This window comes from Streptomyces sp. NPDC059010, assembly GCF_042740355.1.
Lineage (GTDB): Bacteria > Actinomycetota > Actinomycetes > Streptomycetales > Streptomycetaceae > Streptomyces.
This window is the reverse complement of the sequence record NZ_JBHYJA010000038.1, coordinates 48,772-54,771: the sequence shown is the minus strand read 5'-3', so window position 1 is coordinate 54,771 and position 6,000 is coordinate 48,772. Positions and strand designations below refer to the sequence as shown.

Sequence of the window (6,000 nt, the reverse complement as noted above, 5' to 3'; positions counted from 1 at the left end):
CGGCGTGCGACTGTGTCTCTCGCGGGGGGGGGTGGTGGGGGGGGCGGCGCCGGGGGCGGGGGTGGGGGGGGGCCGCGCCCCCCCGGCCGCAGATCCAGAACGCCGGTGCGATGCCCGGGGAGGACTGGCAGCGCGGCTACGGCTTCAAGTTCTGGATGTCCCGGCACGGCTATCGCGGCGACGGCGCCTTCGGCCAGTTCTGCATCGTGCTGCCCGAGCAGGACGTCGTGATCGCGACGACCGCGGACACCTGGGACATGCAGACCCTGCTGAACATGGTCTGGGAGCATCTGCTGCCCGCGTTCCGCGCCGAGCCCCTGACCGGCGGCGAGGAGGCGGACGCGGCGCTCGCCGAGCGGCTGGCCGGCCTCGCACTGCAGCCCGCGGTCGGCAAGCCCGCACCGCCCGAGCGGGCGGAGGCCTGGTCCGCCGCCGCGTTCACCCCGGACGGCGGTGTCTGCGGGCATCTGCCCAAGCTGACCGCGATCGGCCTCGCGCCGGGCCCGGACGGCTGGACGCTGACGCTCACCGAGGACGGTCACCCGCTGCCGGTGCGGTTCGGCGAGGCCGGGTGGACCGTCACCGAGGAGCCGGTGCCCACCGCGGTGAGCGGCGGCTGGACCGACGCGGAGACCCTCGCCGTGGATGTCGCGTTCCTGGAGACCCCGCACCACCTGGATGTGACCTGCTCGCTCAAGGACCGTACGTTCAAGGCGAGTTGGCGCACGGACCCGCTGCACTCCCTGCCCCTGCGGGCGATGCGCGCACCCCGCGGGCCGAGGTGATCAGTCCCCGGGAACCCGGAAGGTCCGCAGGAACACGTCCAGGGCCTCCCGGTTCCCGGGGTCGTCCCAGTCGCCCTCCGGGGTCGTCCAGCGCAACGAGTAGCCGCGGTGTTCGGTGACGACGAAGCCGCGGCCGAAGGTGCGCACCCGGGTGTCGCCCTGGTCCGAGAGCCACTCCATGTCGGCGGCCTTGTATCCCTGGTACGTGGTCGCCTCGATGTCGCCGATCCGCTGGAACCCGCTCCACTCCGCAAGGCCCGGCTGGACATCGTCACGCCACACGGCGACCGGGTCCGGGCCCACCCGCTCGCTGTAGGTGATCGCCAGCTTGCGCGGATCGCCCTTGGTACTGAAGAACACGCGGTACGCCAGGTCCGAGGCGCGCTGGGTGCGCAGCGGCTGCCAGCCCTCGGGCAGGGCGACGGAGAAGCCGTCCGGCGACTTGTACGTGCGGTAGCCGGGCGGCAGGGCGTCGCCCGTGGGGGAAGCGGTGGGGGTCCCCGGCTCCCGTGTCGGGGAGGGGCTGCCGGTGGGGGTGGAGGACGAGCCGGTCGGCGCTCCGGCGGAGGCCGACGGAGCGGGTGCCGTATCCGCAGCCGACGGGCCCGGGTCGTCCTGCCAGTCGCTGGTCGCCACGAGGACGGCGGCCGCGACGGTCACCACCGCCAGTGCCGTACCGGCGACCATGGCGCGTCTGCTCCAGGCCGGTCCGACCGGGCACCGGCCGCGCAGACGGGGCCGCGGCATCTCCTGAAGGGCGCCCTCGGGGTCCTCGCTGAGGACCCGCACGAACGCGTCGCGGATCACCGGTCTGCTCAGCCGCTCCCGGGAGTCCTTGCGCAACAGTCCCTGCACCGCCTGGGTGAGCGGTCCGGCCCGCATCGGGGCGCGCAGCGGAAGCCGGTCCACGCCCTTCAACGTGGCCTCGGGGCGGTCCCGTTCGCGGTACGGAGGGCGCCCCTCGACCATCGTGTAGAGGATCGCGCCGAGCGCCCACAGATCGGACGCCGGCCCGATGCGCTCGTCGCGGGCCTGCTCCGGGGACGCGTACGACGGTGCGGCGACCCTGGGCGCGAGGGTCGCGCCGGCCAGCCCGAAGCCGGTGACGACGACGGAGCCGTCGTCGCGCACGAACACCTGGCCCGGGCTCAGTTCGCCGTGCGTGATGCCCGCGACATGCGCGGCCTCCAGCACGTCGAGCAGTTCGAGGCCGATGCGGGCGGCCCGCACGTAGTTGAACGTGCCCTGCTGGGTGAGGAGTTCGCCGAGCGGTGTGCCGTCGACCCACTCGGTGACGATCCACAGGCTCCCGGACACCTCGACGACGTCCAGGGCGCCGGCGACCCGGCCCGGCCGCAGCAGCCCGATGCGTTCGGACGTCCGCAGGATCCGGGAGGCCGCCCGGCGCCGTTCGTCCGGGCCGGAATCCTCGGGCAGACCGACCTGGGTGAGGAGGCACGTGCGTTCGGTTTCGATGTCCTCGCCGTAGTAACTGACGCGGTTCGTCTCACGATGCACGACATCGACGAGCCGATACCTTCCGGCGACCAACTCGGCTGTGGAGACACCTGCCTTGACCATGGTCATCCTTCGCTGAACCCCGTGTTCTCATTTCCCACAGGAAGTACGAGAGGCGTCACGGGAAGCGTTCAACGAAAACCTCAACCAAGGTGCGTTTCTTTTCATTTGCTATCTGACGCCTGAGTAAGCTCAGGGAAAAGCACCGGAATTGACCGGGGACGATTCAGCGAAGGCCGAAATCCGCGGCCCAGCGCGACACGTCCGAGGTCGTCGCGTTGCCCCCGCACACGACCAGCCCGACCCGGGCGCCGTCCCCGGCCCGCGCCAGCACCCGCCGGGCGGCGGGCAGCAGACAGCCGGCCGCCGGCTCGGCCCACAGCTTGGCGTGCTCGGCGAGATCGAGCACCCCCCGCACCGCTTCCCGGTCCGGCACCACGAGCACCTCGTCGACCAGGGCGGACACATGGTCGTACGTCAGCTGCGACACACTCGGCGCGCTCAGCGTGGACACGATCGACGACAGCGCCACCGGCACCGGACCGCCCGCCGCCAGTGCCCGGGACATCGCCTCGGCGCCCTCGGTCTCCACACCCCAGATCCGTACGTCCGGACGGCGGGCCCGCAGCGCGACCGCGACACCGGCGATCAGCCCGCCGCCCCCGACGCTGACGAGGACGTCCGTGAGGTCACCGGCGTCCTCGGCGAGCTCCAGGCCGACCGTGCCCTGCCCGGCGATCACCAGGGGGTCGTCGAAGGGGTGGACCAGCGTCAGCCCCTCGTCCCGCAGCCGCGTGACGAGGGAGAACGCGCCGTCCATGTCGTCCGTCAGCCGCACCGAGGCCCCGGCGTCCCGGGCGATCTCGACGGCCCGCGCGGGCGCCGACCGCGGCATCACCACGGTGGCCTTCACATCGAGGACGGCGGCCGTCATCGCCAGGGCGATGCCGTGGTTGCCGCCGCTGACCGCCACGACCCCGGCGGCGCGCTGGGCGTCGCTCAGCGAGAGCAGCTTCGCCGTCGCGCCGCGGGCCTTGAACGAGCCGGTGCGCTGGAGGAGTTCGAGCTTCGCCGTGACCGGCACACCGAGCAGGGCCGACAGTCCGGGGCTGGGTACCGTCGGGGTGCGCACGACGTGTCCGGCGATGACGTCGGCCGCGGCTTCGACATCCGGGATCCCGATCAAGGCAGTCACCTTCCCGGCGCGGGGCGGTGATCCGCGCCGCTTCGCACCCTGGCGCGGGCCGGGCCCGCCGGTCAACCGGGTTCCGCCACCGGAGGCACGGTGACGCGGCGTTCACCGCCCTACGGCGGTGAACCGGGCGTTCGGGGTCTCACTGATCGCGCCGCACCAAGAAGTCGATCAGCGACCTCAGTGCTTGTGCGGCCTCCGCCTCCAGCGGCACATCGGCGAGAGCCGACTCCGCGGCGGACACCTGGCGCCGAGCCTCCGTCAACGCGGCCGAGCGGCCACCCGACTCCTCGATCAGCGCGGCCACCTCTCCGGGAGCGGCGTCCGACTCCAGCAGCGCACGGAGACGGCCGGCCGCGGGGGAGTCCAGCGCGGCCAGCACGGGGAACGTCTTCTTGCGCTCCCGTAGATCGCCGTGCACCGGCTTGCCGGTCACGACCGGGTCGCCCCAGATGCCCAGCAGATCGTCGACCACCTGGAAGGCGACGCCCAGATGCCGTCCCGCACGGTCGAGAGCGTGGACGGTCGCGGGCGGCGCACCGCCGAGCAGGGCGCCCAGCGCGGCCGCGCAGCCCAGCAGGGCGCCCGTCTTGTGCTCGGCCATCGCCCGGTACTCGTCCGGCCGCACCCGCTCCGGCCCCGTCCACGGGCGCGTGGCGAACAGCAGGTCGTCCGCCTGTCCGCGCACCAGGTCCTGCAGCGCCGCGGACAGCTGCCGCACCGCCCGGGGCCCCGCCGGTGCCGCGGCGAGCGTCTCGACGGCCAGCGCGAACAGCGCGTCCCCCGCCAGGACGGCGGGCCCCGTGCCGTACGCCTTCCACACGGTGGGGCGGCGGCGCCGGTCCGTGTCGCCGTCCATGATGTCGTCGTGCAGCAGCGAGAAGGCATGCACCAGCTCCACCGCGACCGCCCCGGGGACCGCCACAGCGCCGGACGCGCCGACCGCCTCGGCACCGAGCACCGCCAGCGCCTGCCGCACACCCTTCCCACCGGAACCGGCGGCCGGCGCACCGCCCACCTCGCACCAGCCGAAGGAGTACGCCGCCATCTCACCGACCCACGAGTGGGTCCGCCCCACAGCCTCCCGCAGCGCGGGCTGCACCAAAGCCCGGCAGCGGTCGAGGACTTGACGGGCGTCGGGCGATGCGTGCGCGGACGGGGTGGCTCGGGGTGCGTCGGACTCGGTGGGGGCCGGGGTGGCGGCTGACGCGGAGCGTGTCGGCGCGGCGGCCTCGTGGGTGTCGTGCGGCGTCCGAACCGCTGAGGGAAACGCCGTCACCGTACGCCCACCGCCCCGGCACCGGCAGCAGCCATCTCCGCCGTGCCCGGCTTCGCCGCAGCGCCCTGCGTGCCGCAGAACTCCTCCTGCGCCCGCCCCACCATCTCCCGCGCGTGCCGCAGACCGATGCGCTCCAGCACCCCGGCCAGTTCGGCCAGTTCGGCGGCGGTCTCGGCACGGTCGCGTCCCAGCTGGGCCCGCGACTTGACCAGGCCCAGCCGGGACAGGGCCTCCCCGCGCGGCTCGCTCATCGCGCGGAACTCCGCGAGCGCCTGCTCGTACAGGGCACGGGCCGCGGCGTAACGCCCGGCGCGATAGAGGACGTTGCCGCGCATCTTGTGGTTGTAGGCCAGCGCACTGGTCAGCTTCATCGCACGGCAGGTCGTCTCCGCCTCGGACAGCAGGGCCAGCGCCCGCTCCACGTCGCCGTCGCGCACGGAGACGATGTCGGCGAGCCCGCGCAGCGCCCAGGCGTGACCGCGCCGGTCCTCGGCGCGCTCGGCTATCCCGGCGGCCTCCTCGAACAGGTCGTACGCCGTGTCGTAGGACCCGGTGTTGCGGTGGATCTGCGCGATGCCCTCCAGCGCCCACACCGTGTGCCGCGCCTCACCGCGCCGCCGCGCCTCGGCCAGCAACTGCTCATGCAGCCGGTGCACGGCCTCGTAGTCCCCCTGGATCCGCCCGGTCTCCGCGAGACCCGCCAGCGAGTAGCCGCGTACGACGATGTCTCCGCCGCGCTCGCCGAGGTCCGCCGCGAGCTGGAGCAGCCGCCGGGCCAGCGGAAACGCGCCGCGCTGCCGGGCCAGCGTGCCGCCGCTCCACAGCGCCCAGGCCATCGCCGCGGTGTCACCGGCCTCGCGGGCGGCGCGGTAGCTCGCCTTCCACGCCCGGTCGGCGTCCCCGACCTGCCCCAGCCGGCGGTGCGCCTCGGCGACCGCGAGCCCGGAGCGCGCCGCCTCGCCGTGCTCTCCGGCGCGCTCGGCCGCCCGCAGCTGCTCGGTGCCGGCGGCCAGCACATCGCTGAGCGACGAGTTGACGGACAGAGTGGTGAGGGCGCCCTGGTACTCCGGGGCGAATGCCTTGCCGTACATCGATGCCTTTCGATCCGGTATACACAGCATCTATACCTAGTGTGTATACATGGAGGGTATAGTGCGTCGAAAACCAGCCCTGACCCAGGGGGCCAGGGCGTCATCTGCGGACGATCACCTGTTGTTGTTCAGCTG

The 6,000-nt window shown here is 73.5% G+C and carries 4 protein-coding genes and 1 pseudogene; 1 reads left to right on the top strand and 4 read right to left on the bottom strand.

Annotated elements, in window-relative coordinates; genetic code table 11:
- Positions 1–785 (top strand): annotated as a pseudogene (locus tag ACFWYS_RS33365) (serine hydrolase); the annotation flags it as partial.
- Here ACFWYS_RS33365 and ACFWYS_RS33360 read toward each other — a convergent pair.
- The 4 genes from ACFWYS_RS33360 to ACFWYS_RS33345 form a co-directional block, all read right to left on the bottom strand.
- The gene (locus ACFWYS_RS33360) at positions 786–2,372 is read right to left on the bottom strand and encodes a serine/threonine protein kinase (protein ID WP_384776814.1); all 1,587 of its coding nucleotides are present in this window, start codon (positions 2,370–2,372) and stop codon (positions 786–788) included. It abuts the pseudogene before it with no gap.
- A gap of 157 nt (positions 2,373–2,529) precedes the next feature.
- A complete protein-coding gene (locus tag ACFWYS_RS33355; RefSeq protein ID WP_384776812.1) occupies positions 2,530–3,489 on the bottom strand; it encodes a threonine/serine dehydratase in 960 nt (319 codons plus the stop codon).
- 148 nt (positions 3,490–3,637) lie between these two features.
- Positions 3,638–4,774, bottom strand: coding sequence for a polyprenyl synthetase family protein (locus ACFWYS_RS33350; protein WP_384776810.1), 1,137 nt, complete (start codon positions 4,772–4,774; stop codon positions 3,638–3,640).
- Positions 4,771–5,865 carry a tetratricopeptide repeat protein gene (locus ACFWYS_RS33345; protein ID WP_384776808.1) on the bottom strand — a complete coding sequence of 365 codons (1,095 nt, stop codon included), beginning with the start codon at positions 5,863–5,865 and terminating at the stop codon, positions 4,771–4,773. Before ACFWYS_RS33345 ends, ACFWYS_RS33350 begins: the two co-directional genes overlap by 4 nt.
- Between the last annotated feature and the right edge of the window lie 135 nt (positions 5,866–6,000).

What these genes read in the sequence shown, in the direction of transcription:
- ACFWYS_RS33360 (WP_384776814.1), bottom strand. Translation starts at nt 2,372, where the DNA reads ATGACCATGGTCAAGGCAGGTGTCTCCACAGCCGAGTTGGTCGCCGGA.
- ACFWYS_RS33345 (WP_384776808.1), bottom strand. Translation starts at nt 5,865, where the DNA reads ATGTACGGCAAGGCATTCGCCCCGGAGTACCAGGGCGCCCTCACCACT.